The sequence below is a fragment of the Variovorax sp. WDL1 genome, from assembly GCF_001541225.1.
Taxonomy (GTDB): Bacteria; Pseudomonadota; Gammaproteobacteria; order Burkholderiales; family Burkholderiaceae_C; genus Variovorax.
This window is the reverse complement of sequence record NZ_LMTS01000153.1, coordinates 104218-105771: the sequence shown is the minus strand read 5'-3', so window position 1 is coordinate 105771 and position 1554 is coordinate 104218. Positions and strand designations below refer to the sequence as shown.

Here is a 1554-nt window from a genome sequence, read left to right as displayed (position 1 = left end):
AGCCGTTGTGGCAGCCGTTCTCCCGCCGCGGCGCCGCACGCGCCAGGCTGCTCGAGGTCTCGCAACGCTTCGGCCTGCCGGTGCAGCCGGACGCGCGGGTCGGCAGGCTCTCGGTGGGCGAGCGGCAGCGGGTGGAGATCCTCAAGGCGCTGTACCGCGGCGCGCGCATCCTGATCCTCGACGAGCCCACCGCCGTGCTCACGCCGCAGGAAAGCGAGGCGCTGTTCGCCACGCTCTCGCAAATGGTGGCGGGCGGGCTCTCGATCATCTTCATCAGCCACAAGCTGGACGAGGTGCTGCGCGTCTCGCACCGCGTTGCCGTGTTGCGCGGCGGCAAGCTGGTGGCCCAGGCGCCCACCCGCGGCACCACGGCGGCGCAGCTGGCGCTGTGGATGGTCGGCCATGCGGTCGAGGGCGTGAAGCGCACGCCGGCGCGGCAGGTGGGCGACGCGGTGTGCGTGCTCGAGCATGTACGCACCGCCGGCGAGGGGCATGACCGGCTGGTCGATGTCTCCCTGAGCCTGCGCGGGGGCGAGATCACGGCCGTGGCGGGCGTTTCAGGCAATGGCCAGGTCGCGCTGGCGGAACTGCTCGGCGGCACTCGCCGCGCTACCGGCGGCAGCGTGCAGCTGATGGGGCGGGCCCTGCCCGCCTCGCCCGCGCGACTGGTCCGGCGCGGGGTGGCTCGCATCCCGGAGGACCGGCACGCGGTCGGCGTGGTGGGCGACCTGCCGGTCTGGGAGAACGCGGTGTCGGAGCGGCTGCGCAGCCCGGCCTTCTCGCGCTGGCTCTGGGTGCGGCGGGCAGCAGCGCGGGCCCACGCGCACCGCGTCGAGCAGGCCTTCGACGTGCGCGGCGCCGGGCTCGACGCACCGGCGCGCGCGCTGTCGGGGGGCAACATGCAGAAGCTGATCCTCGGCCGGGCGCTGCTGGCGCCCGACGCGGCGAAGAGCAAGACTGCACGCCTGATCGTCGCGCACCAGCCCACGTGGGGCCTGGACATCGGCGCCGTCGCCTACGTGCAGCAGCAACTGATCGCGGCGCGCGATGCCGGTGCCGCGGTGCTGCTGATCTCCGATGACCTCGACGAGGTGCTCGCACTCGGCGACCGCGTCGCGGTGATGCACGGCGGGCGGCTCGGCGAGCCGCGCGCGGCCTCGGCGTGGACGCGCGAGGCCATCGGGCTTGCAATGGCGGGCTCTGCTGGATGAGGCTGGAGCGCCGCCACGAGACCTCGCGCACCGCGCTGCTGCTGGCGCCGGTGGGCGCGGTCGGCTTCACGCTGCTGGTCAGCGCGCTGCTGGTGCTGTGGGCCGGCGCGCCGGTGGGCCGCACCTATGCGCTGCTGCTGCAGGGCGGCTTCGGCTCGGTCTTTGCGTGGAGCGAGACGCTGACGCGCGCCACGCCGCTGATCCTCACCGGACTCGCAGCCACAGTGGCTTTCAAGGCCCGGCTCTTCAACATCGGCGCGGAGGGTCAGTTCTACGGCGGCGCGCTGGCCGCGGTGGCCGTGGGCGGCCTGCATGGCGGCAGCGGGTTCGCGTTGCCGCCCTG

General features: G+C 74.2%; 1 protein-coding gene and 1 pseudogene. Both read left to right on the top strand.

Going from position 1 to position 1554, the window contains the following annotated elements; all coding sequences use genetic code 11:
* The coding region (locus APY03_RS20620; protein ID WP_232324350.1) for an ABC transporter ATP-binding protein at positions 1–1211 on the top strand (1211 nt) is incomplete at its 5' end.
* Positions 1208–1554, top strand: a pseudogene (locus APY03_RS44200) (ABC transporter permease); the annotation flags it as partial. The gene APY03_RS20620 and the pseudogene APY03_RS44200, both read left to right, overlap by 4 nt.